This is a genomic window from Streptomyces gilvus (genome assembly GCF_022513565.1).
GTDB lineage: Bacteria > Actinomycetota > Actinomycetes > Streptomycetales > Streptomycetaceae > Streptomyces > Streptomyces gilvus.
On record NZ_JAKWBE010000001.1, the window covers coordinates 780,390 to 802,869 of the forward strand.

The 22,480-nt window shown below is 71.5% G+C and carries 21 protein-coding genes; 12 read left to right on the forward strand and 9 right to left on the reverse strand.

All coding sequences use genetic code 11. From position 1 onward, the window contains the following. Nucleotides 1-116: 116 nt before the first annotated feature. Entirely contained in the window at nt 117-1,292 is a 1,176-nt protein-coding gene (locus MKW14_RS03545; RefSeq protein WP_240858710.1) for a transglycosylase family protein, read from the forward strand. Here MKW14_RS03545 and MKW14_RS03550 read toward each other — a convergent pair. Next, nucleotides 1,282-2,379 (reverse strand): DMT family transporter, encoded by a 1,098-nt coding sequence (locus MKW14_RS03550; protein WP_240858711.1) that lies wholly within the window; start codon nt 2,377-2,379, stop codon nt 1,282-1,284. The genes MKW14_RS03545 and MKW14_RS03550 overlap by 11 nt on opposite strands. 213 nt (nt 2,380-2,592) lie before the next feature. On the opposite strand from MKW14_RS03550, the gene MKW14_RS03555 reads away from it, so the two are divergent. From MKW14_RS03555 to glgC, 3 genes are all read left to right on the forward strand, one after another. Next, on the forward strand, nt 2,593-3,351 hold the full coding sequence (locus tag MKW14_RS03555; protein WP_240858712.1) for a (2Fe-2S)-binding protein: 759 nt from the start codon (nt 2,593-2,595) through the stop codon (nt 3,349-3,351). Between the two features lie 37 nt (nt 3,352-3,388). Further along, entirely contained in the window at nt 3,389-4,540 is a 1,152-nt protein-coding gene (gene glgA / locus MKW14_RS03560; RefSeq protein ID WP_240858713.1) for a glycogen synthase, read from the forward strand. A 91-nt stretch (nt 4,541-4,631) separates the two neighbouring features. Next, the gene (gene glgC, locus MKW14_RS03565) at nt 4,632-5,852 is read left to right on the forward strand and encodes a glucose-1-phosphate adenylyltransferase (RefSeq protein ID WP_240858714.1); all 1,221 of its coding nucleotides are present in this window, start codon (nt 4,632-4,634) and stop codon (nt 5,850-5,852) included. 12 nt (nt 5,853-5,864) lie between these two features. On the opposite strand, the gene MKW14_RS03570 is transcribed toward glgC, so the two are convergent. Beyond that, complete coding sequence (locus MKW14_RS03570; protein WP_240858715.1) at nt 5,865-6,251, reverse strand: cupin domain-containing protein; 387 nt, start codon at nt 6,249-6,251, stop codon at nt 5,865-5,867. A gap of 162 nt (nt 6,252-6,413) precedes the next feature. On the opposite strand from MKW14_RS03570, the gene MKW14_RS03575 reads away from it, so the two are divergent. The 5 genes from MKW14_RS03575 to MKW14_RS03595 all read left to right on the forward strand — a co-directional run bounded on the left by MKW14_RS03575 (nt 6,414) and on the right by MKW14_RS03595 (nt 14,809). Next, nucleotides 6,414-9,026: a PA14 domain-containing protein gene (locus MKW14_RS03575; RefSeq protein ID WP_240858716.1), complete on the forward strand. Its 2,613-nt coding sequence runs from the start codon at nt 6,414-6,416 to the stop codon at nt 9,024-9,026. A 65-nt stretch (nt 9,027-9,091) separates the two neighbouring features. Then, complete coding sequence (locus MKW14_RS03580) at nt 9,092-11,422, forward strand: GH92 family glycosyl hydrolase (RefSeq protein WP_240858718.1); 2,331 nt, start codon at nt 9,092-9,094, stop codon at nt 11,420-11,422. Nucleotides 11,423-11,566: 144 nt separating this feature from the next. Then, nucleotides 11,567-12,901 carry a wax ester/triacylglycerol synthase family O-acyltransferase gene (locus tag MKW14_RS03585; protein WP_240858720.1) on the forward strand — a complete coding sequence of 445 codons (1,335 nt, stop codon included), beginning with the start codon at nt 11,567-11,569 and terminating at the stop codon, nt 12,899-12,901. Between the two features lie 102 nt (nt 12,902-13,003). Next, the gene (locus tag MKW14_RS03590; protein WP_240858722.1) at nt 13,004-14,497 is read left to right on the forward strand and encodes an SDR family NAD(P)-dependent oxidoreductase; all 1,494 of its coding nucleotides are present in this window, start codon (nt 13,004-13,006) and stop codon (nt 14,495-14,497) included. A gap of 72 nt (nt 14,498-14,569) precedes the next feature. Beyond that, complete coding sequence (locus MKW14_RS03595) at nt 14,570-14,809, forward strand: hypothetical protein (RefSeq protein ID WP_240858723.1); 240 nt, start codon at nt 14,570-14,572, stop codon at nt 14,807-14,809. Nucleotides 14,810-14,826: 17 nt separating this feature from the next. Here MKW14_RS03595 and MKW14_RS03600 read toward each other — a convergent pair whose 3' ends face one another. The 4 genes from MKW14_RS03600 to MKW14_RS03615 form a co-directional block, all read right to left on the reverse strand. After that, on the reverse strand, nt 14,827-15,642 hold the full coding sequence (locus tag MKW14_RS03600; RefSeq protein ID WP_240858725.1) for an SDR family oxidoreductase: 816 nt from the start codon (nt 15,640-15,642) through the stop codon (nt 14,827-14,829). Between the two features lie 25 nt (nt 15,643-15,667). Next, nucleotides 15,668-16,063, reverse strand: coding sequence for a hypothetical protein (locus MKW14_RS03605; RefSeq protein WP_240858726.1), 396 nt, complete (start codon nt 16,061-16,063; stop codon nt 15,668-15,670). 95 nt (nt 16,064-16,158) lie between these two features. Continuing rightward, complete coding sequence (locus tag MKW14_RS03610; RefSeq protein ID WP_240858727.1) at nt 16,159-17,442, reverse strand: permease; 1,284 nt, start codon at nt 17,440-17,442, stop codon at nt 16,159-16,161. 76 nt (nt 17,443-17,518) lie between these two features. Continuing rightward, nucleotides 17,519-18,613 (reverse strand): ABC transporter ATP-binding protein, encoded by a 1,095-nt coding sequence (locus MKW14_RS03615; RefSeq protein ID WP_240858729.1) that lies wholly within the window; start codon nt 18,611-18,613, stop codon nt 17,519-17,521. Between the two features lie 325 nt (nt 18,614-18,938). Between MKW14_RS03615 and MKW14_RS03620 the strand changes: the two genes are divergently transcribed. Both MKW14_RS03620 and MKW14_RS03625 read left to right on the forward strand, forming a co-directional pair. Further along, complete coding sequence (locus MKW14_RS03620; RefSeq protein ID WP_240858947.1) at nt 18,939-19,163, forward strand: hypothetical protein; 225 nt, start codon at nt 18,939-18,941, stop codon at nt 19,161-19,163. A gap of 59 nt (nt 19,164-19,222) precedes the next feature. Beyond that, the gene (locus MKW14_RS03625; protein WP_240858731.1) at nt 19,223-19,705 is read left to right on the forward strand and encodes a GNAT family N-acetyltransferase; all 483 of its coding nucleotides are present in this window, start codon (nt 19,223-19,225) and stop codon (nt 19,703-19,705) included. 18 nt (nt 19,706-19,723) lie between these two features. On the opposite strand, the gene MKW14_RS03630 is transcribed toward MKW14_RS03625, so the two are convergent. Together MKW14_RS03630 and MKW14_RS03635 are read right to left on the reverse strand one after the other, a co-directional pair. Beyond that, the gene (locus MKW14_RS03630; RefSeq protein ID WP_240858732.1) at nt 19,724-20,365 is read right to left on the reverse strand and encodes a LysE family translocator; all 642 of its coding nucleotides are present in this window, start codon (nt 20,363-20,365) and stop codon (nt 19,724-19,726) included. Nucleotides 20,366-20,420: 55 nt separating this feature from the next. Next, a complete protein-coding gene (locus tag MKW14_RS03635; RefSeq protein WP_240858733.1) occupies nt 20,421-21,407 on the reverse strand; it encodes a helix-turn-helix transcriptional regulator in 987 nt (328 codons plus the stop codon). A 98-nt stretch (nt 21,408-21,505) separates the two neighbouring features. Here MKW14_RS03635 and MKW14_RS03640 point away from each other — a divergent pair, with 98 nt between their 5' ends. Next, nucleotides 21,506-21,907, forward strand: a complete 402-nt coding sequence (locus MKW14_RS03640) for a VOC family protein (RefSeq protein ID WP_240858734.1) — start codon at nt 21,506-21,508, stop codon at nt 21,905-21,907. Nucleotides 21,908-21,940: 33 nt separating this feature from the next. Here the strand turns inward: MKW14_RS03640 and MKW14_RS03645 are convergent, their stop codons facing one another. Continuing rightward, nucleotides 21,941-22,477, reverse strand: a complete 537-nt coding sequence (locus MKW14_RS03645) for a GNAT family N-acetyltransferase (protein WP_240858735.1) — start codon at nt 22,475-22,477, stop codon at nt 21,941-21,943. Nucleotides 22,478-22,480 lie beyond the last annotated feature (3 nt).

The following is a 22,480-nucleotide window of genomic DNA, read 5'->3' on the forward strand; positions in this document are numbered from 1 at the left end:
GCAACTGCTGCTCATTCCTGATTCCTTGCGGGACAGGGCGGCCGATTGCCGTCTTGTCATGGCCTGTTGGGCACGCTTACTTTTGGCCCTCCTGACGCATGTCGAGGGGGATCTCCATGGCCGTACGCGGCCGGCACCGCCGGTATCAGCCGAACAGGATCAACCGAGCCTCACTCACCGTCACCGCCTCCAGCGCGGGCATGGCGATCCCGCTGATCGGCGCCGGCACCGCGCACGCCGCCGACATGTCCACCTGGAACAAGGTCGCCGCCTGCGAGTCCTCCGGCAACTGGAGCATCAACACCGGCAACGGCTTCTACGGGGGGCTCCAGTTCACCCGGTCCACCTGGGAGGCCTACGGCGGCACGGCGTACGCCGGGCGGGCGGATCTGGCCACCAAGGACCAGCAGATAGCCGTCGCGGAGAAGGTGCTTCGGGGACAGGGGCCCCGTGCCTGGCCCGTGTGCTCGGTCGAGGCCGGGCTGACGCGCGGCGGGGACGCGCCAAACCTGCACACCGAGGGCACGTCCACGCACCGGACGTCCACCGAGCAGACGCCGACCAGGAAGAAGACGTCCGTGCGGGACGTTCAGCCGCACTCCACGCCCCAGTCGAGGGCGGGCACGGCCGAGATGTACACCGTGGTGCGCGGCGACAGCCTCTCCGAGATCGCGGACACGCAGCACGTACGCGGCGGTTGGCGCGGCCTGTACGCCGCGAACCGCCGGACCATCGGCTCCGACCCCGATCTCATCCTGCCGGGGCAGCGGCTCGACCTGCGGGCCAAGGCGCCCACCACGCACACCGCGTCGACGAAGCCGTCGACGAAGCCGTCGACGAAGAAGGCCGCCGAGGCGACCGAGGAGAAGAAGACCACCACCCGCCACCACTCCCTGATCGCCCCGGTGGGCGGGCCGATCGGCACCGGCTACCACGTGGCCGGCTCCTCGTGGTCGAAGGGCTACCACACCGGCGTCGACTTCCCCGTCCCCACCGGCACCTCGGTGCGGTCGGTCGCGGCGGGCCAGGTCGTCACCGCCGGCTGGGGCGGCTCGTACGGCTACCAGGTGGTGATCCGGCACGCGGACGGCCGCTACACCCAGTACGGCCATCTGTCGGCGATCTCCGTGCGGGCCGGGCAGAGTGTGAGCGAGGGCCAGCGCATCGGCCGCTCGGGGGCCACCGGCAACGCCACGGGCCCGCATCTGCACTTCGAGGTGCGGACGGGGCCCGGTTTCGGTTCGGACGTCGACCCTCTGCGGTATCTGAGGGCCGGCGGCGTCAGGATCTGACCCGCACCCGGTGCCGGTCCACGTCCGGCGCCGGGACGTACGAGCCGCCGTAGAAGGGGCCGTAGAAGCGGTAGCGGGCCGGGTCGGGCGTCTCATCGTCGTTCTCGACGTAGGCCACCGCCAGGAACGTGGGGCCCACCTGGGCGGGGACCACGATCCCTTCGGGGAGTCCGGCCACGGGCTCCCCGGGGAGCTCGGCGGGCGCCGGCCCGGTGACGGTCCGCTCGGGCAGGGCCGGCGCCGACTCCTCGGCGGCGGTGCGGGCGATGCGCTCCGTCGTCAGCAGGATCAGGCCGCCCGCCGCCACCACACCGCAGCTCAGCGCGAGAGCGGTGCCGGTGCTGCCGTAGCGGAAGGTCTCGCCGAACATCGTGATGCCGACCGCGGCCGCTATCACCGGGTTGACGACGGTGAGCGTGGCCAGCGGGGCGGCGAGGCCCGCGCCCCGGTAGGAGGCCTGCGACAGCAGCAGTCCGGCCGTGGCGAAGACGCCGATCACGGCGAGGGAGGGCACGTCCGAGAGCGTCACACCGCCGGTCCAGTCGACCGCGACGACCTTGGTGAAGACCGAGGACATGCCGAAGGCTATGCCGGACGCGGTGGCGAGCAGCATGCTGCGCACCGCCGGGTGCCGGTGGGCGGCCCGGCCCGCGACCATGAGGGCGACGACCGCGCCGCCGGTGACCGTGGCCACCGCCACGCGCTGCGCCGTGTCCAGCGACTGCTCGTCGGACGCGCCGACCAGGGACAGCAGACCGGCGAGGCCCACGGTCGCCATGATCGCGCCCCGCCAGGCGGTGGAACCGGCCTTGCGGCCCACGAACAGCGCCGCCATCGGCAGCGCCAGCACGATGGTCAGGGCGCCGAGCGGCTGCACCAGGCTGAGCGGGCCGTAGGCCAGCGCCGCCACGTGCAGCAGACCGCCGAGGCCGTTCAGCGCCACCGCGGCCCACCAGCCGGGCCGGCGCAGCGGCGCGTACTGCTCGCCGGGGGAGGACACCGCCACGCGCTCCTGCACGATCGCCCCGCCGGCGTAGGCGACAGCGGAGACGAGGGAGAGGATCACGGACAACGCGAGGGCGCTCATGAGCAGCTGCTCCTCTGCGTGAGGCGGGGGCGGTTGCCCCTGCGCGGCGAACGGTCGGCCTTCATAGCGAACACGATGCCTTGTCGATCTGTTCCCGTCGTCGTCCCTGAGCACCCAATGGGTCCTACTGCCGATGGAGTACGAAACGGGCACTGTCCTCCCCAGGGTGGGTGACCCTGGGTGGAGACCCCCTGGGAGGAACCCCTGGGGACCTTGGTACTACTGCTGTTCGTGGACCCGGAGCCCGACCTCGACCCCGATCTCGCCGCGCTCGAAGCGCTGGGCGGCTTCTTCGTCCTGCGCGTGGGCGCGGGACCGGCGACGCCGCTTCCCAGTCTCGCGCAGACGTACGAAAACCGCCCTTCGGAGGTTTACGGAAATACGCTGACTTTCCGGGTGGAGAGGGTCGCCGCCGCACTGCGCGCCCCGGAGCCGCGGATCGCCGCCTCCGTGGCCCAGCAGGGGCTCGCCGCCCGGCTCTGGTCGGTCACCCTCGGCTGCGCGGCCCGCTACGGCCGCGTCCCCGACCTCGCCCCCGGGCTGCTGCGCTGGGACCCCGGCGCGAGCGCCCCCGACGACCTCTGGCTCTGCGAGGTCCGCCCCCGGCCCGCCGACCCCGCGACGATCGCGGACGTCGTCCTGCACGGCCACCTCGACCCCCTCGCCACGGCCCTGCGCGCCCACCACCGCGTCGCCCCCGGCCTGCTGTGGGGCAACGCGGCCTCCGCACTGGCCGGAACCGCACGCCAACTGGACCACTGGGCCCGCTCGCGAGGCGACGGGGAAGCCGCCGCCCGCACCCGCTCCCTCACCGCCGCGCTCCTCGCCCACCCCCTTCTGGCCGGCGCCCTCACCGACACCCTCCGGCGCCGCAGCTGCTGCCTCTACTACCGGGTGCCCGGCGGGGGAGTGTGCGGTGACTGTTGCTTCACACGAGCCCCGCGCTCTTCCGCGCGCGGCTCATCTGGGTGACCATGAAGGAACCGGTCGCCGAAACAGGGAGTTGCGGGTGCGAGTCGGACTGCTGACCCGGGAGTACCCGCCGGACGTGTACGGCGGCGCGGGGGTCCATGTCGAGTTCCTCGCCCGGGAGTTGAGCTCCCTGGTCGACCTCGAGGTGCACTGCTGGGGCGAGGGCCGCGGGGTGGGCGTCGTACGCCACCGCTCCTGGGCCGCCCTGGACACCGCCAACGACGCGCTGCGCACCTTCTCCGTGGACCTCGCCATGGCCGCCGGCCTCGAAGGCCGCGAGCTGGTGCACTCCCACACCTGGTACGCCAACCTCGGCGGCCACCTCGCCAAGATGCTGTACGGCGTCCCGCACGTGATGACCGCCCACTCGCTGGAGCCGCTGCGCCCCTGGAAGGCCGAGCAGCTCGGCGGCGGTTACGCGCTCTCCAGCTGGGCCGAGCGGACCGCGATCGAGAGCGCGGACGCCGTGATCGCCGTGTCCGGGGCCATGCGCGAGGACATCCTCACCTGCTACCCGACGCTGGATCCGGCCAAGGTCCACATCGTGCACAACGGCATCGACACCACGCTCTACCGCCCCGACCACGGCACCGACGTGCTCGACCGGATCGGCCTGGACCGCACCCGGCCCTTCATCCTGTTCGTCGGCCGGATCACCCGCCAGAAGGGCGTGCCGCACCTGCTGCGGGCCGTGCGGGACATCGATCCGGCCGCGCAGGTCGTGCTGTGCGCGGGGGCGCCGGACACACCGGAGATCGACCAGGAGTTCCGTGATCTCTACCAGGAGCTGAGCCGGGTCCGCGCGGGCGTGCACTGGATCCCGCAGATGCTGCCGCGGCCGGAGGTGATCCAGCTGCTCACCCATGCGGCGGTGTTCGTCTGCCCGTCGGTGTACGAGCCCCTCGGCATCGTGAACCTGGAGGCGATGGCCTGCGGCACGCCCGTGGTGGCCTCCCGGGTGGGCGGCATCCCCGAGGTCGTGGACGACGGCCGTACCGGGGTACTCGTCGCGGTGGACGACGACTTCGAGGCGAGCCTCGCGCGGGCACTGGATGCCGTGATCGGCGATCCTGAGGGTGCCCGGCGGATGGGTGAGGCCGGGCGGGTGCGCGCGGTGGAGGAGTTCGGCTGGGACGCCGTCGCCCGCCGTACCGTCGGGCTTTACGAAGAGATCCTCAAACAGGAATAGAACGGCCGGGAGTTCCCTGGAGTTCTTCGAACAGGCTTACTCCGCCTCGCCCAGGGGCAGGCATGGATCAACCACGGTGAGGGGAGCGGCCATGCGTCGTGGCGGACCTTCGGTGCTCGGCATCGTCCTTGCGGGCGGAGAAGGCAAACGCCTGATGCCCCTGACAGCCGACCGCGCGAAACCAGCGGTCACCTTCGGCGGGACGTACCGTCTCGTCGATTTCGTCCTGTCCAACCTCGTCAACGGCGACATCCTGCGCGTCTGTGTGCTGACGCAGTACAAGTCGCACTCGCTGGACCGGCACATCACCACCACCTGGCGGATGTCCAGTCTGCTCGGCAACTACGTGACCCCGGTCCCGGCCCAGCAGCGGCTCGGCCCGCGCTGGTACCTGGGCAGCGCGGACGCGATCCTGCAGTCGCTGAACCTGATCTACGACGAGCGGCCCGAGTACGTGGTGGTGTTCGGCGCCGACCACGTCTACCGGATGGACCCGCGCCAGATGCTCGCCCAGCACATCGAGAGCGGGGCGGGCGTCACGGTGGCCGGTATCCGGGTGCCGCGCTCGGAGTCCTCGCAGTTCGGGGTGATCACCCCGGGCTCGGACGGGCTGACGGTGGAGCGCTTCCTGGAGAAGCCCGCCGACCCGCCGGGCCTCGCGGACGACCCGGAGTGCGTGTTCGCCTCCATGGGCAACTACATCTTCACCACCAAGGCGCTGATCGAGGCACTGCAGCGGGACGCCGAGGACGAGCACTCCGTGCACGACATGGGCGGCTCGATCCTGCCCCAGCTCACCGAGCGGGGCGAGGCCCAGCTGTACGACTTCAGCGCCAACCACGTGCCCGGCGAGACCACCCGGGACCGCGGCTACTGGCGGGACGTGGGCACCCTGGACGCGTACTACGACGCCCACATGGACCTGATCGCCGAGCGGCCCGCCTTCAACCTCTACAACCGGCAGTGGCCCATCTACACCCACTCCAACCAGCTCTCCCCGGCCCGGTTCAACGCGGGCGGCATCGCCAGCGAGTCCATCATCAGCGCCGGCTGCCTGATCCGCGGCCAGGTCACCCGCTCCGTGCTGTCGCCGGGTGTCCTGGTGGACCCGGGCGCGGTGGTGCAGGGCTCGGTGCTGCACGACAACGTCCACATCGGGCGCGGTGCCATCGTGCGCGGTGCGGTCCTGGACAAGAACGTCGAGGTGCCGCCGGGCGCGACGATCGGCGTCAACCCGGAACGGGACGCGGAGCTGTACACCGTCTCCAAGGGCGGGGTGATCGCCCTCGGGAAGGGGCAGGTGGTGTCGTAGCGGGCGGGAGGGTCAGCCGGAGGACTCCCGCATCGCCTGGAAGTTCTTCATGATGGCCTCGCTGGTGGGCCGCACCTCCCGGGTCGGGCTGAACTGCAGGGCCTCGGTGCCCGGTGCGGTGTGCACGGGAACATGCCCGGGTGGCGCGTAGTACGCGTCACCCTCGCCGTAGACCTCGTCGCGGTCCGTGTAGTGGAAGGTCAGCTGCCCCTTGAAGACGTAGCCCCAGTGCGGGCACTGGCACTGGTCGTCGGGCAGCCCCCGGAGCAACGGTGTGTGGTCGACGTTCTCGCGGAAGGTGATGAAGTCCACCGTGTAGTCGTCCAGCTCCTCGGACCGGTCCAGCACGATTCCGAAGTCGCCGCCCTGGGAGGCCGTCTCCCTGGATACCTTCGACATCTGTCTCGCCTTCTTCCCGCGGAGATCGACCCCTTGTCCCATTCTCCGCCGGTCTCGCGGCCCGGCCACCGGGGCACGGTCTTGTCATGTCCCTGGACGCGATGCGGAATCCGTGTTGTCATGCCAACTGCTGTCCATGACAACGTTGTTATGGAGGTTTCCGTGCACCTGGCACGCCTCAGAGACCGACTCGCGTTACTTCTGGCCCTCGCGCTCGGCATCGCCGGGCTCGCCGCCGTCCCGGCCGCGACCGCCGCCGTCGACCCGGTGGAGGTCCACGGCCTGAAGGGCGAGTACTACACCCAATCCGCGCCCGGCGCTTTCGACTTCCACGAGCTCAGGGCGACCGGCTTCGACCCGAACCTCGACTTCGACAACCTCGAGCCGCGCCTGGCGTTCACCACCGGGCAGTCCGACGACGTCAGCGTCCGCTGGACCGGAAAGATCGTCCCGGAGAGGACCGGTCCGCACACCTTCTCGATCATCGGCGACAACGGCTTCCGCCTCTGGATCGGCGGGCAGCTCGTCATCGACCACTGGGTGGACGACTGGGACACCGAACAGACCGCAGAGCCGGTCGACTTGACGGCCGGACGGGCCTACGACATCAAGGTCGAGTACTTCGAGCACTACGGCGGCTCCAACCTCCACCTGCGCTGGACCGAGCCCGGCGGCACCAAGGCGCCCGTCCCGCAGTCCGCGTTCCGGCTGCCCGACGGCTTCGACTACGACGGCGCCGTCGCCACCACCGTCCTCGTCACCGGCCGCACCCTGAGGCTCGACTTCGCCCAGCCCCTCGCCGCACCCCCGGCCGGCCTCACCGGCCACCTCCAGGCGGTGATCGGCGGCGCCAAGTGGCCTTTGGGAACCGCCCAGTTGGACCCCGCCGACAGCCGGGCGCTCCTGATCCCGCTGACGCAGCCTGTCGTCGGCAACAAGACCGGCACGGCCCGCGGCACCGCCGACGTCCGCTACGACGGCGAGGGCGGACTCACCCGCGCGGACGGCAACGTTGTCAAGGCGTTCTGGTCCAGCGGCCCCAACCGCTCCACCCATGAACTGCGCACGAGATGGGCCGACCAGGTGGGCCCGGACAACGCCCATCCCGAATACCCGCGACCGCAGCTGACCCGCGCCGACTGGCGCAATCTGAACGGGCGTTGGCAGTTCGCCGCGGCGACGGCGGGGGAGCGGCCGCCGGTCGGCAGGAACCTCGCCGAGCACATCCTCGTCCCGTACCCCGTCGAGTCCCAGCTCTCCGGCCTGGAACGGCACGAGGACCGCATGTGGTACCGCCGCACCTTCACCGTCCCCGCCGGCTGGCGGATCGGCTCGGGCAAGCGGCTGCGGCTCAACTTCGGGGCCGTCGACTGGCGGGCCGAGGTCTACGTCAACGGCACCAAGGTCACCGAACACCAGGGCGGCTACGACAAGTTCAGCGCCGACATCACCGACGCGCTGAAGCCGGGCCGCACCCAGGAACTGATCGTCGGCGTGTACGACCCCACCGACGCGGCCGACGGCGAGAACCCGCCGCTCGGCAAGCAGCGCCTGGACCCGAGCGGCATCTGGTACACACCGACCTCGGGCATCTGGCAGACGGTGTGGATGGAACCGGTCACGCCCGACCACGTGGACGCGCTGAAGCTCGTCCCCGACGTCGCGAAGAGCCGGCTGACGGTGGAGGCGCGGGGCGTGCGCGCCGGCGTACCGATCACGGCGACGGCGTACGACGGCAGGCGCGCGGTCGCCACGGCACGCGGCCGTACCGGCGGCCCGCTCACGCTCACCCTCGACAAACCGCGTCTGTGGTCGCCCGACGATCCCTTCCTCTACGGCCTGAAGGTCACCGTCGGCGCCGACCGCGTCGGCAGCTACTTCGGGATGCGCTCGATCTCCGTCGAGAGGGTGAACGGCGTCCCGCGCACCCTCCTCAACGGCGAGCCGGTCTTCATGATGGCCACTCTCGACCAGGGCTTCTGGCCCGACGGCCTCTACACCGCCCCGACCGACGAGGCCCTGGCGTACGACCTGAAGGTGCACAAGCGGCTCGGCTTCAACGCCGTGCGCAAGCACATCAAGGTCGAGCCGGACCGCTGGTTCTACTGGGCCGACCGGCTGGGCCTGATGGTGTGGCAGGACATGCCCGCGATGACGGCCGGGGTGGACCCGTCGCCCGCCGCCCGCGCCGAGTTCGAGCGGGAGATGAAGCAGATCATCGACGAGCACGTCAGCAGCCCGTCGGTGGTCATGTGGGTCACCTTCAACGAGGGCTGGGGCCAGTACGACATGGCCCGCATCGCCGACCAGGCCAAGGCCTGGGACCCGTCCCGGCTGGTCAACTCCATGTCGGGGCTGAACCTCGGGGCCGACGGCGGCACCGGCGACATCATGGACGAGCACGGCTATCCCAGCCCCGCCCTGCCACCCCGCCCGGACGGCCGACGCGCCCTGGTCAGCGGCGAGTACGGCGGCCTGGGACTGGCAGTGCCCGGTCACGCCTGGTCCGTGCAGCAGTCGTACGTCGACGTCGACCCGGCGACCTACACCGACGACTACCTCGCCAAGCTCACCGAGGTGCGCGCCCTCGCCTGCAAGGGCGGCAACGGCGCGGTCTACACGCAGATCTCGGACGTCGAGGGCGAGCTGAACGGCCTGCTCACCTACGACCGCGAGGCGCTCAAGCCGGACGCCCGGCGTGTGCGCGCCGCACAGCGGGCCCTGATCAGCGACGCTTCCCGGGCGGTCCCCGCCGGGTGCCCCTCGACCACCTGACCCCTCACCCTTTCGTGACTCCTCACCCTTCCGTGACCCTTCACCCCTTCCGGAGGACCCCCGACATGAGATGGACCCGGCGCCTGCGCCTGTGCACGGCGGGGGTGGTGGCGGCGTCCGCGCTGTTCGCCGCTCCCGTCACCGCCCGGGCCGCAGAGCCGAGCGACGCTCAACTGACCGGCCTGGTCAACCCGTTCATCGGCACCGAGAACGAGGGCAACACCTACCCCGGTGCCGCCGTGCCCTTCGGCATGGTGCAGTTCTCACCCGACACCGGCCACAACACCGGCTACGACTACTCCCAGAACCACATCCGCGGCTTCTCCCTGGTGCATCTGTCGGGCGTCGGCTGCGGCCTCGGCGGCGACCTGCCGGTCCTGCCCACCACCGGTGACGTCACCGAGACCGACTACGCCCGGTACGCGGCCGAGTTCAGCCACGACGACGAGACGGCGAGCCCCGGCTACTACGAGGTCGGCCTGAGGACCGGCATCAGGGCCGAGCTGACGGCGACCCGGCGCACCGGCGTGCAGCGCTACACCTTCCCGGCCACCGAGAGGGCCAACGTCCTGCTCAACGCGGCCCAGTCGCTGCACACCGGCGTCTCCTCCAAGGTCGAGATCCTCGACAACCGCACCGTGCGCACCGCCATCACGGGCCGCGGCTTCTGCCAGGACACCAAGCCCTACACCGTCTACACGATCACCCGCTTCGACCGGCCCTTCACCGCGTACGGCACCTGGGACGGCCCGACCGTGACCGCGGGCGCGACGACCGGCCGGGGCGGCGCCTACGTCCGCTTCGACACGACGAAGGACCGCACCGTCGAGGCGACCACCGCCCTGTCCTACGTCGACGCGCACGGCGCGGCCGTCAACCTCCGCGCCGAGGGCGGACGTTCCTTCGACGCCGTACGCCACGGAGCGCAGCGGGCCTGGGAGGACCGGCTCGACGACGTACGCGTCAAGGGCGGCGACGACAGCCTGCGGCGGACCTTCTACTCGTCCCTGTACCGGTCCTTCCTCGCGCCCAACGTCGGCAGCGACGCCGACGGCCGCTACACCGGCTGGGACCAGCGGATCCACCGCGCCGACGGCTTCACCTACTACCAGAACTGGTCCCTGTGGGACACCTACCGCACGCAGTCCCAGCTGCTGTCCCTGCTCGCGCCGCGCGAGGCCCGGGACATGGCGGTCTCGGTCATCAGGATCTCCGAGGAGAGCGGCTGGCTGCCCAAGTGGGGCTACGGCACGGTCGAGACGAACATCATGACCGGCGACCCGGTCACCCCCTTCCTGACCAACGCCTACCAGCAGGGACTGCTCAAGGGGCCGGGAGGATACGAGGAGCGGGCCTACCGGGCGCTGAAGCGCAACGCCGACGGGGTGCCGCCCGCGGACTCCCCGGCGGTCGGACGGGAGGCGAACAAGGAGTACATCGCCGAGGGCTTCGCCCCGTACATCAAGGGCCGGCCGCACGTGAAGCCCGGCGACTCGGACTACGACCACGGGGCCTCGGCCACCCTGGAGTACGCCCTGTCGGACGCGATGCTCGCCCGGATGGCCCGCGACCTCGGCCATCCGGCGGACGCGGCCCGCTATGCCGCCCGCGCCCAGAGCTACCGGAACGTCTTCGACCCCTCGACCGGCTTCTTCCGCGCCCGTGACGCCTCCGGCGCCTTCACCGGCCCGGCCGACCCGGCGCAGAGCGAGGGCTTCCACGAGGGCACGTCCTGGCAGTACCAGTGGCTGGTGCCGCAGGACCTGCCCGGGATGGTCTCCCTGATCGGCGGCGAGCAGGCGGCCAACGCCCGGCTGGACTCCTTCTTCGCCTACGACCAGCTGCTCGCCGACCCGGCGAGGACGGCCCGCGAGGTGTGGGTCAACGGGCCCTACGACTACTACAACGCCGACAAGTACAACCCGCAGAACGAGCCCGACCTCATCGCCCCGTACACGTATCTGTCGACCGGTCAGCCCTGGAAGACCACCGACGTCGTGCACGCGGCGCTGACCCTGTTCACCGACACCCCGACCGGCATGACCGGGAACGACGACCTCGGCACCATGTCCGCCTGGAACGTGCTGTCGTCGATCGGGATCTTCCCGGTGCAGCCCGGCTACGACACCTGGGGCCTGTCCACGCCGGTCTTCGACCGGGTCGACCTGACCCTGGACCGGCGCTACTACCCGCACGGCGCCCTGACCGTCACCGCACCCGGCACCTCCGGCACCGACCGCTACATCCAGTCGGCCCGCGCGGACGGAAAGACGTACGACCGGACCTACCTGACGACTGGTGGGCTGCGCTCCCTGCGCTCGCTGTCGTTCACGGTCGGCCCGCACCCGTCTGAGTGGGGTACCTCGGCCCAGGCGGCGCCCCCCGCCCTGAAGTAACCACAGGTGTCTCATGAGTCCCGCCCCTCCCCAAGGGGCGGGACTTAATCCGTTGTTAACTGTGCGTAGCTTGATCGTACTTGACCGTAATCGCTTGTCGGAGGTTGACTGCTGGCTCACCCTTCGTCGACGCGAGGCAAGCCATTGACTTCTGACCTGCTCGCTCCTCTCGACCTGGCGTTCTGGAACATCGAGTCCGCCGAGCACCCCATGCACCTCGGTGCCCTCGGGGTCTTCTCGGCCCACTCCCCGACCGCGGGCGCCCATGCCGCCGACCTGCTCGCCGCCCGGGCCGCGGCGGTGCCCGGGCTGCGGATGCGGATCAGGGACGTATGGCAGCCCTTCTCCTTCCGGCCGCTGGCCTTCGGCGGGGCCACCCGCGAACCCGACCCCCGCTTCGACCCCCTGCACCACGTCCGGCTGCACGCCCCCACCGCCGACTTCCACGCGGTGGCGGGCCGGCTGCTGGAGCGTCCGCTGGAGCGCGGCCGGCCGCCCTGGGAGGCCCATGTGCTGCCCGGGGAGGACGGGGTCTCCTTCGCCGTGCTCTTCAAGTTCCACCACGCCCTGGCCGACGGGCTGCGGGCGCTGACGCTCGCCGCCGCCGTCCTGGACCCCATGGACCTGCCCGAGCGCAGGCCGCGCCCCCAGGAGCCCCGCCGCGGTCTCCTGCCCGACGTGCGCAGACTGCCGGAGCTCGTGAGGGGCGCCGTGTCCGACGCCGGGCGAGCGCTCGACATCGGCGCGTCCCTCGCCGTGTCCGGACTGGGCGTGCGCTCCTCCTCGGCGCTGGCCGCCGAGCCCACCGGCACGCGCCGCACCGCCGGTGTCGTGATCGACCTCGACGACGTGCACCGCGTCCGCAAGTCCGAGGGCGGCACCGTCAACGACGTGCTCATCGCGGTCGTCGCGGGCGCCCTGCGCCGCTGGCTCGACGAGCGCGGCGACGGCAGCGAGGGCGTCCGGCCGCGCGCCCTGATCCCGGTCTCCAGGCGCCGCCCGCGCACCGCCACCCCGCAGGGCAACCGGCTCTCCGGCTACGTGATACGGCTCCCGGTCGACGACCCCGACCCGCTCGGCCGGCTCGGCACGGTGCGCACGGCGATGGACCGGAACAAGGACGCCGGGCCCAACCGGGGCGCGGGCGCCGTCGCGCTGCTCGCCGACCATGTGCCGCCGCTGGGCCTCAGGCTCGGCGGCCCGCTGGCCGGCCAGGCCGCCCGGCTCTGGTTCGACATCCTGGTCACCAGCGTCCCGCTGCCCAGCATCGGACTGAAGCTCGGCGGCAACCCGGTCACCGAGGTCTACCCGCTCGCCCCGCTGGCCCGCGGCCAGGCCCTGGCGGTCGCCGTCTCCACCTACCGCGGCCACGTCCACTACGGCCTCGTCGCCGACGCCAAGGCGGTACCGGACCTCGACCGCCTGGCCGCGGCTCTCACCGCGGAGGTCGAGACCCTCATCACGGCGTGCGGTTCCTGATCAGGCCGCGTTTGGAGGACCGGGGCGGCGCTCCGTAAAATCCACCCTTCGACAGCGGGTGCGATCGGAGCGCCGCTCGGTGATCAGGGAAACGGCAGCGCGATGACGGTGACACAGGACGGCCCGGCGGCCACGGACGAGGTCGTGTACGGGCCCGGCATCGACCCCGAGCGGCTCGCCGTCTGCCTCAGCGTGCTGGAGGAGCTCGACAGGCTGGAGGTCGACCACCCCGACGCGATCGCCGTGCGCCGGGCCACCGCCGGCATCTACCGCACGGTGAAGCAGCGCCGCCGCCAGGAGCGCCGGGCCGCCAAGACCGCGCACGACAAGGCGGTCACCGAGGCCACCGCGACCGGCTCCGCCCAGCGCATCGACGACGAGACCGAGGGCATCCTGCCGTCCTCGGCCACCGAGGAGGGCAGGATCGCGGGGATACTCCAGCGCCCGCGCTCCTGCTACACCTGCAAGACCCGGTTCGTCGAGGTCGACTACTTCTACCACCAGCTCTGTCCCGACTGCGCCCGGCTCAACCGCGGCAAGCGCGACGCCCGCGCCGACCTCACCGGCAAGCGGGCCCTGCTCACCGGCGGCCGCGCCAAGATCGGCATGTACATCGCGCTGCGCCTGCTGCGCGACGGCGCGCACACCACGATCACCACCCGTTTCCCCAAGGACGCCATCCGCCGCTTCAAGGCCATGGACGACTCGGCGCAGTGGCTGCACCGCCTGGAGGTCGTCGGCATCGACCTGCGCGACCCGGCGCAGGCCGTGGCCCTGGCCGACCAGGTCGCCGAGAACGGCCCGCTGGACATCCTGATCAACAACGCGACCCAGACCGTGCGCCGCCTGCCCACCGCGTACGCGGCCCTGCTCGACGGCGAGAGCGCCCCGCTGCCCGCCGGGGAGCTGCCCGCCCACCACGTCATCGGCGCCTTCAACTCCGGCGCGGTCGACGGCCTCGCCGCACTGCCCCTCGGCACCAGCGGCCTCGACGCCCAGAAGGTCGCCGACCTCGCCCTGGTCGCCGGCAACGCCAGCGTCGCCCGGCACCTCGACGGCACCGCCATCGACGCCGGCGGCCTGGTCCCGGACGTCGTCGAGACCAACACCTGGGTGCAGACGATCGAGCAGATCTCCCCGGTGGAGCTGCTCGAGACGCAGCTGTGCAACTACACGGCGCCGTTCATCCTGATCAGCAAGCTGCGCCCGGCGATGGCCGAGGCCGCGCGCCGGGCCCCCGGCAAGCGGGCCTACATCGTGAACGTGTCCGCGATGGAGGGCGTCTTCGGCCGCGGCTACAAGGGCGCGGGCCATCCGAACACCAACGCCGCCAAGGCCGCCATGAACATGGTGACCCGGACCAGCGGCCAGGAGATGTTCGAGACCGACGGCATCCTGATGACCTCGGTCGACACCGGCTGGATCACCGACGAGCGGCCCCACTACGACAAGCTGCGCCTGGCCGAGGAGGGCTTCCACGCACCGCTCGACCTGGTCGACGGGGCCGCGCGGGTCTACGATCCGATTGTGCGCGGCGAACAGGGCGAGGACCTGTACGGCGTCTTCCTGAAGGACTACGCGCCCGGTAAGTGGTGATCCGCGAGCGTGCGTGTGGCCCGGCGCCCACCGGGAACCCGCCCCTGGTGACAACCGCGTCAGGGAGTGACCATGAGCAGTCCACACGGTGTTGATCCGCGAGCGCACGACGACCCGCGCAATCGGTATCCGACCGACGAACAGTTCTACGGCAACGACCGCCCCGACAACGCCGAACTGCCCGAGGACCGGCCGCGCGGCTCCGGCGGCGGCGAAGCGAGCCCGGTGAGGCACCGCGGCACGTGGGCCACGGTCGCACTCGTCGCCTGCATCGTCCTGGTGATCCTCCTGGGTATCGCGCTGTTCCCGTGAGGGAGCCACAGCCACCGTCATGAGCGAGGTGGTGCGTATGAGCGAAGCCGGTCGTGGACGGCGTACTCCGGCCCGGAGTGCGCCGTCCTGACGCGAGTGCCCCCGTCCACCAGCAGATCGGCGCCGGTGATCCAGTCGGCCGCGTCCGAGGCCAGCCACACCACGGCCCGCGCGATGTCGTCCGGCTCGCCGATCCGCCCGAGCGGCAGCCCGGCGGCCAGCCGCTCCTCGCCCGGCTCCCACACGAACCGGGCCATCTCGGTGCGCACCAGACCGGGGGAGACCGCGTTGACCCGCACCTTCGGCGCCAGTTCGCCCGCGAGCTGCCGGGTGAGGTGCAGCAGGGCCGCCTTGCTGGTGCCGTAGGCCCCGACGTTCGGCCCCACGTGCTCCGCCCCCTCCGTGCAGACGTTGACGACCGCGCCGCCGTGCTCCCGCATCCACGCCCGCCAGGCCCCCTGCACCAGCCTGAGCGGAGCCTCGACGTTCACCGTGAAGGCGGCGGCCCACGCGTCGGGGTCGGCGTCCATGAGCGGCCCGTACGGCTGGTTCGTCGCCGCGTTGTTCACCACGACGTCGATCCGGCCGAACGCGCTCATGGCGGCCTCGACGACCTCCCGCAGATGCCCCGGATCGGCCACGCTGCCGCTCACGCCGATGCCGTCCAGCTCGGCGGCCGCGCGCCGCACCTCCTCCGCGTCCCGCGCGGTCACGCACACCCGCGCCCCGGCGGCGGCCAGCCGCTCGGCCACCGCCCGCCCGATGCCGCGCGTCCCACCGGTGACGACGGCGGCCCTGCCCTTCAGCCCGTCCTGCGCGTACGACGACGTCATCGCCGTACCGTCTCATGACGGACCGTCAGTCGACAGCCCCGAGACGGGAGTTGCGCGCGGCGACGAGTTCCAGGACCGTGCGCCAGTCCTCCAGGACCCCGGCGTCCAGGCCCGCGGTCCGGCTCTCCTCGTCCGCCAGCCGCAGCCTGAGGAGGTCGTCGTCGTGGGCGGGACCGCGCCGGCGTACGAGACGGTAGACCCGCTCGCCCAGCAGGGGCCGTACGGCCTCGGCGGCGCGCTCGGTGCCGAGGCGTTCGTCGCCGGGGCAGATCAGCTGTCCGATGTCCTGCACCAGGCCCGCCACCTGGAGTTCCTTGTCGGCGGGCCGGCTGCGGCGCAGCAGCGCGGCGGTGCGCAGCGCGTGCTGGTGCCGGCAGGCGTGCAGCAGATCCATCAGCTCTTCGACACTGCGCAGCTCCATGCGTCAGTCCTCCCGCCGGACAAGCCGTTGCCGTCCGTCAGCAGATCATGGCCGTGTTTCGATTCGGCCAACGGGACTTGAACTGCGTGGCCACTTCAGTGCGGTCCGTGATGGCCGTCCTGCTGCGTCTGAGGGTCCTGGTGCGTGTGATGCCCGTGCGTGTGATGCTCCTGAGGCTCGTGATGCGCGGGTGCTGAGTGCTCGCGGTGCCCGTCGCCGTGCTCGTGCCCGTGCTGCGCGTCGGCGTCGCCGGGTGCCCCGCCCATCATCCGCAGCATCGCGGCCCCTGCCGTGCGGGCGAAGCGCCACACCAGCACCGCCGCGAGCAGCAGGAAGACGATGTTGAGCCAGGTCGTGTAGTTCCAGGAGACGCCCTCGTCGGGGATCTTCGCGCTGCTCTGGTCCGGGACGAGGCCGAGGCCGCCGAAGACGAGCTCCACCACGTAACCGGCGAGGACCGTCGCCGCATAGAAGGTCGCCAGCAGGAAGGCCGTCATGCGCGGCCCGTAGTACTTCCGGTAGATGTTCAGGATCGGCAGGATCAGCAGGTCGGCGAAGATGAACGCGACCACCCCGCCGAAGCTGATGCCGCCCTTCCACAGCACCACCGCCAGCGGCACGTTCCCGATGGAGCAGACGAACGAGGCGATCGCCACCAGCGGGCCCAGCAGCGGGCCGACGATCTTCGCGGCGAGGGGATGGCCCTCCAGGAAGAAGGACTGCCAGAAGGAGTCGGGCACCCAGGCCGCGATCGCCCCCGCGATGAGCAGCCCCACCACCAGGTCCCGCAGGATCGCCGCCCACTCCATGACGAACACGTGGGAGACGGAGGTGAACCCGTTCCGGGACAGCAGCCGCCGTGCGAACGACCCCTCGCCGCCCACCGACATGTCCATCCCGGCATGGCCCTCCATGGATCCGGCGATCCCGCGCTCGGCCTGCTCGCGGGCCTGGCGCAGCAGACGCTCACGCAGGAAGATCCGGAACAGCACGGCGAGCAGGACGATCATCACCGGGCCGCCGGTGAACTCCGCCAGGGTGAACTGCCAGCCCATCAACAGGGCCAGGATCACGCCCAGTTCGACGACCAGGTTGGTCGAGGCGATCTCGAAGGCCATCGCCGCGGTGAAGTCCGCGCCCTTGCGGAACAGGGAGCGGGCGAGCGCGACCGCCGCGTAGGAACAGGACGAGGAGGCGGCGCCCAGGCCCGCGGCGAGGGTCAGGGTGCGGGGCCGGTCGTCGCCGAGCAGCCGGACGATCGTGGCGCGGCGCACGACCGCCTGGACGACGGCGGACAGCGCGAAGCCCAGCACCAGGGCCCAGGTGATCTCCCAGGTCATCGATCCGGTGATGGACAGCGCGTGGAGGATCGCGTCCATGAGGTCCCAGCCCTTCGGTGTGACACCAGTCCACGCGACTGTACCCCCTGGGGGTATGAATATGTCCACCGAGATGTCATGGGGGAAGGCGTTCTCCCGTCACCGCGGAGAAGGCGTGCACGTCGTCGCCGTGGACGCTCACCCGCAGCCGCGCGCCCCTGCCGTGCGTGGGCCGGCCGGGGAGACGGACGACGACGTGCCCCAGGTTCCCCGCGGACGCGTGGACGAACACGGCGGCGCCGGTGTCCTCGACGGACTCGACCACCAGGTCCAGGGCGGGGCTCGACTCGTCCTCGGCCGAGAGCACCCGGAAGCCCTCGGGCCGGACGCCGAGCACCATCGCGTCCGCCCCCTCGGCTGCGGCCGCCCGCAGGGTCGTCCGGGGAAGCGGCACCTCCAGACCGTCGAGCCGCACCCCGTGCCCGGACAGCGGCAGCCGGAACAGGTTCATCGCGGGCGAGCCGACGAAGCCGCCCACGAAGGTGTTGGCCGGGCGCGCGAAGACGTCCCTGGGTCTGCCCACCTGCTGCAGCACCCCGTTCCTGAGCACCGCCAGCCGGTCGCCCATGGCCATCGCCTCGATCTGGTCGTGGGTGACATAGAGCGTGGTGATGCCGAGGTGGTGCTGCATCCGGACGATCTGCGTACGGGTCTCCACCCGCAGTCGGGCGTCGAGGTTGGACAGCGGCTCGTCCATCAGATACGCCCGCGGGTCCCGTACCAGCGCCCGCCCCGTCGCCACCCGCTGCCGCTCGCCGCCCGACAGGGTCCTCGGCCGGCGCCCGAGGTAGTCCTCGATGTCGAGCACGGAGGCCGCGAACCGCACCCGCTGCCGGGCGTGGAGCCTCGGCATGTGGGCGACGCGCAGGGCGAAGCCGATGTTGTCGGCAGCCGACAAATGCGGGTACAGCGCGTAGTTCTGGAACACCATCGCGATGTCGCGGTCTCCCGGCGGAAGATGGGTGACGTCCCGGACGCCGATGTGGATGGATCCCGAGTCGACGTCCTCCAGCCCGGCGAGCAGACGCAGACAGGTCGACTTTCCGCACCCGGAGGGTCCGAGCAGCACCATGAACTCACCGTCCTCGATCTCGAGGTCGAGCGAGTCGACGGCCGGCCGGCCGCCCGACGGAAAGCGCCGGGTGACCTTGTCGAAGGTGACGGACGCCATGACGGCCCCCTCCCGGAAGGTCTTGCGACCAAGAATGGAACGGGCGTTGGCGTTCGGCACGCCCTTGGGCCGAACGAGTGACAGGAAGGAACGGAGCAAACAGGGCGACTTGCAACGGTAACGCCAAGTTTTCAGGCCCCATAGAGCGGGGGGCCGCTCATTTGGTTAATCTGGAGCCGACGGACAGCACCACCGGGTCCCACCCACACCCATGTCCGTCCCGGGGCGGGCCGGCAGACAAGGGCCTGTTCTCACACGAGTTACCGGCGCCACCGCGTCCGAACTGCTTTCGACTCACACCCGAGCGGGCGTCAGGAGCCGGACCGTGAAGTGGCCGGCACGCCCCGAGGGTGACCCGACACATAAGGAGTGCGCGGTGACACCGGAGAAGACGAATCGCGAACAGCGCCCCAAGGAACGCACGGAGCGCGCAGGCCGCCGGCCCGGCGAACTCGGCAGCCTCGACGTGTGGGCCCGGTCCGCCCCCATCCGCCTGGCGGGCTACGAGGACGACCTCGCCGAGCCGCACATCCTGCCCAGCGTCGACTGACGTCGCGCGAGCAGGAACCTCGCGATCGCCGACCGCATGGGCGTGACAGACTCACGCCCATGCAGATCAGACAAGCCGCGGCCGCGGACTGGCCGCGCATCTGGCCTTTCTGGCACCGTGTCGTCGCCGCCGGCGAGACCTACACCTGGGACCGGGACACCTCCGAGGAGGTGGCCCGGTCCTTGTGGATGGGGCCCGCCAAGCGGGTCTTCGTCGTCGAGGACGAGACCGGCGCGATCGTCGCCTCGGCCTTCGTCACCCCCAACTACGGCGGCCCCGCCGCCCGCATCGCCAACGCCGGCTTCATGGTCGACCCCGCCCACGCGGGCCGCGGCATCGGCCGCGCCCTCGCCGAGCACGTCCTGGCCGAGGCCCGGGCGGACGGCTATCGCGGCATGGTCTTCAACGCGGTCGTGGAGACCAACCCCGCGGTCAAGCTGTGGCTGTCCCTCGGCTTCACGATCCTGGGCACCGTACCGGAGGCCTTCGACCACCCGAGACACGGCAGGGTGGGCCTGCACATCATGTACCGGGCGCTGTAGGACCCCCACTGCTCGCGGTCAGTCCTTGCGGCCCGTCACCGCCACGGTCACGCCCAGGCCGATCATCGTCAGGCCGCCCACCCCGCCGACCAGGGAGAGGCGGCGCGGGGAGCGGGCGAACCAGTCGCGCGCGGTGGCGGCCACCAGCCCCCAGGCGCTGTCGGACGCGAGCGCGATGGCGTTGAAGACCAGGCCGAGCAGCAGCATCTGCGGGGTGACGTGCCCGCGGTCGGGCTCGACGAACTGGGGCAGTACGGCGGCGAAGAACACGATGGTCTTGGGGTTGGTCACGCCGACCGCGAACCCCTCCCAGAAGGTGCGCGGTCCGCTGTGGGGCACCGCCTCCGCGCCCGTGAAAGCGGCCCGCAGCGAACCGCGCGCACGCCACGCCCTGACGCCGAGGTACACCAGATAAGCGGCACCGGCCAGCTTGAGCAGCGTGAAGACGAGCACCGAGCGCTCCACCACGGACCCGATCCCGACCGCCACGGCCACGACCAGCAGATAGGCGCCGAGCGTGTTGCCCACGACGGTGATCAGCGCCGCCCGGCGCCCCTGCGCGAGCGCCCGCCCGATCACGAACAGGACGCTCGGACCGGGGATCACGATCAGCAGGAAGGACAGCGCGGCGAAGGCGAACAGACGGTCGGTGGACACCATGCGGCCATGGAAGCAGGGCGGGCGCCCCGCTTTCCAGTGGGTTTCCGTCGGCACGCTAGTCGGCGCTCGCGTGCTCATGGAGGCGGTCGGCCAGCGCCTGCACGAGCACGCGCAGCTCCGTGGGACGCTCGATGACGAACGGGCGGTCCAGGGCCGCCAGGACGGGCGGAATCCACTCCAGGCGTTCCGCCCGGATCCGGACGCGGACCCAGCCCGTGTGTTCGGCGTCGGTGTCCGGGAGCGGGGACACGGTGGCGAGGTGGGCGGGGAGGTGGGCGCGGACGTGCCCGACGTCGGCGCGGACCCGCAGGGACACCTCGTGCCTCCACGGCGTCCGTGCGAGGCCCTCCTGCACGGCGGCCACCGGATCGAACGCCCTCGGGACGTCGAAGGATCCGGGCCGGACGGTCATGGCGGCGATGCGGTCCAGCCGGAAGGTACGGGTCTCCCCGTCATCGGCGCCCGGGTCGCCGGCGGTCAGGTACCAGTGTCCCAAGTGGGCGACGAGGCCGTACGGCAGCACGGTCCGCTCGCTCTCGCGGCCGTGCCGGTCGGTGTAGGTGATCTCCACCGGGTGCCGGTGCAGCGCGGCCTCGGCGAGTCCGAGCAGGACGTCCGTCTCCGGCCCGGTGCCGGGACGGGCCGGCGCGGTGAAGCCGGCCGTGTCCAGCAGCGCCGAGAGCCGCCGGCCGAGGGGCTTCGGCAGGACGCGGCGCAGTTTCGCCGCCGCGCTCTCACCGGCCGCGGCGGACGCGGGGACCAGCCCGGTGCGCCGGGCGGCCAGCAGACCGAGCAGCACGGCCAGCGCCTCCTCGTCGGTGAGCATCAGCGGCGGCATGCGGTAGCCGGGGGCGATCCGGTAGCCGCCGTAGCGGCCGCGCACCGACTCGACCGGCACGCCGAGTTCCAGCAGGTGGCCGGCGTAGCGGCGGACGGTGCGTTCGTCGACGCCGAGGCGGGCGGCCAGGTCGGGGACGGTGCGGGTGCCGCCTCCCTGAAGGATCTCCAGCAGGGCGAGCACCCGGGCGGTCGATGTCGTCACCCGGCAAGTCTGCCTCGTATACCGGGCGGAACCTGTCCGGTATCGGTCCTAGCGTTCGGGGCGTGCCCTCATCCGGCACCTTTCTGACAGGAGCACTCATGAACTTCGTCTCGATCCGAGTGATCACCCAGGACGTCGCCCGCCTCGTCGCCTTCTACGAGCAGGTCACCGCCGCCCCGGCGACCTGGTCGACGCCGGACTTCGCCGAACTCGTCACGCCGTGCTGCACCCTGGCCGTCGCGAGCGAGCGCACGGTTGCCCTCTTCGGCGCCGACACCGCCCGCCCCGCCGCCAACCACACGGTGATCACCGAGTTCCGGGTCGCCGACGTCGACGCGGAACACCGCCGACTTCAGTCACTGGGCGTCGAGTTCGTCCAGAAGCCCACGACGATGCCCTGGGGCAACCGCTCCCTCCTCTTCCGCGACCCCGACGGCAACCTGATCAACTTCTTCACCCCGGTGACGCCCGAGGCGGTACGGCGGCAGGAACGAGCGTGAGGAGCAGGAGCCGTGAGGCGCCGGGCGTGCGCCTCAACGGGAGGTGAGAGCGATCCAGTAGCGGCGCTTGAGCCCGGCCTCGGTGCTGCGTACGTCCTCCAGGACACCACCGTTGCTCTCGATGGTGCGCGCCGAGCCGACGTTGCCGTCGTCGCAGGTGAGCAGGACCCGGTCAAGACCGAGCGCCGGCGCCTCGCGGAGAACGGCTCCCAGCGCCCAGGTGGCCAGTCCGCGCCTTCTGGCGGAGGGCCGGACGCTGTAGCCGATGTGTCCGCCGCCCTTCAGGAGAAAGGCGTTCAGATAGTGCCGCAGGTCGATCGCCCCGAGGTAGGTCCCGCCGTCGACGATCCACCAGTGGCTGGCGTGCACGCGCCCTTCTCCGACCGGCAGCGACCGGTCCGCCTGCTGGCGCAGCCGCTCGACCCAGGAGGCGAACCCCTCCGGGCTGTCGAGGTCCTCGTCACCCACCAGACGGAGCCCGGCCCCGTCCTGGTGAGCACCCGGCCACTCGTCACGCGCGGCGAGCCACGAGGAGTGCAACCGTACGGTGGGAGTGATCAGTTCGGCCATGTG

Excerpts from the sequence above, each read along its gene's own strand:
- MKW14_RS03545 (WP_240858710.1), top strand. The coding sequence starts at position 117 with ATGGCCGTACGCGGCCGGCACCGCCGGTATCAGCCGAACAGGATCAAC.
- MKW14_RS03550 (WP_240858711.1), bottom strand. The coding sequence starts at position 2,379 with ATGAGCGCCCTCGCGTTGTCCGTGATCCTCTCCCTCGTCTCCGCTGTC.
- glgC (WP_240858714.1), top strand. The coding sequence starts at position 4,632 with ATGCGTCGTGGCGGACCTTCGGTGCTCGGCATCGTCCTTGCGGGCGGA.
- MKW14_RS03570 (WP_240858715.1), bottom strand. The coding sequence starts at position 6,251 with ATGTCGAAGGTATCCAGGGAGACGGCCTCCCAGGGCGGCGACTTCGGA.
- MKW14_RS03580 (WP_240858718.1), top strand. The coding sequence starts at position 9,092 with ATGAGATGGACCCGGCGCCTGCGCCTGTGCACGGCGGGGGTGGTGGCG.
- MKW14_RS03590 (WP_240858722.1), top strand. The coding sequence starts at position 13,004 with ATGACGGTGACACAGGACGGCCCGGCGGCCACGGACGAGGTCGTGTAC.
- MKW14_RS03595 (WP_240858723.1), top strand. The coding sequence starts at position 14,570 with ATGAGCAGTCCACACGGTGTTGATCCGCGAGCGCACGACGACCCGCGC.
- MKW14_RS03600 (WP_240858725.1), bottom strand. The coding sequence starts at position 15,642 with ATGACGTCGTCGTACGCGCAGGACGGGCTGAAGGGCAGGGCCGCCGTC.
- MKW14_RS03605 (WP_240858726.1), bottom strand. The coding sequence starts at position 16,063 with ATGGAGCTGCGCAGTGTCGAAGAGCTGATGGATCTGCTGCACGCCTGC.
- MKW14_RS03610 (WP_240858727.1), bottom strand. The coding sequence starts at position 17,442 with ATGGACGCGATCCTCCACGCGCTGTCCATCACCGGATCGATGACCTGG.
- MKW14_RS03615 (WP_240858729.1), bottom strand. The coding sequence starts at position 18,613 with ATGGCGTCCGTCACCTTCGACAAGGTCACCCGGCGCTTTCCGTCGGGC.
- MKW14_RS03625 (WP_240858731.1), top strand. The coding sequence starts at position 19,223 with ATGCAGATCAGACAAGCCGCGGCCGCGGACTGGCCGCGCATCTGGCCT.
- MKW14_RS03630 (WP_240858732.1), bottom strand. The coding sequence starts at position 20,365 with ATGGTGTCCACCGACCGTCTGTTCGCCTTCGCCGCGCTGTCCTTCCTG.
- MKW14_RS03640 (WP_240858734.1), top strand. The coding sequence starts at position 21,506 with ATGAACTTCGTCTCGATCCGAGTGATCACCCAGGACGTCGCCCGCCTC.
- MKW14_RS03645 (WP_240858735.1), bottom strand. The coding sequence starts at position 22,477 with ATGGCCGAACTGATCACTCCCACCGTACGGTTGCACTCCTCGTGGCTC.